This window comes from Streptococcus sp. HMSC074F05 (assembly GCF_001808725.1).
GTDB lineage: Bacteria > Bacillota > Bacilli > Lactobacillales > Streptococcaceae > Streptococcus > Streptococcus parasanguinis_I.
Map to the genome: position 1 here is coordinate 107,047 of NZ_KV794411.1, position 376 is coordinate 107,422.

A 376-nucleotide genomic window follows, 5' to 3' on the forward strand; every position below is an offset into this window, starting at 1 on the left:
CAATATCCTAGCCATGCTGGACCAGCCGACCGAAGGGCGAGTCTACCTCAACGGTACCGATACTTCAACTATCAAGAACAAGGATGCCTCGAGCTTCCGTCGGGAAAAACTAGGCTTTGTCTTTCAAGACTTCAACCTGCTCGATACCTTGTCCGTCAAGGACAATATCATTCTCCCTCTCGTCCTCTCACGCAGACCCGTCAAGGAAATGATGAGTAAGGTGGATAGCGTCAGTCGGGAATTGGGCATTCACCAACTCCTTGAGAAATACCCTTACGAAATCTCTGGTGGGCAAAAACAACGGGTGGCTGTAGCACGGGCCATCATCACCTCACCTGAAATTCTCCTTGCTGATGAGCCAACAGGGGCGCTGGAT

At 51.1% G+C, this 376-nt stretch carries 1 protein-coding gene; it reads left to right on the forward strand.

Annotated features, from left to right (window positions below; all coding sequences use genetic code 11):
* Nucleotides 1–376, forward strand: a 376-nt coding sequence (locus tag HMPREF2685_RS10965) for an ABC transporter ATP-binding protein (protein ID WP_148130459.1), incomplete at both ends; no start/stop codon positions are given.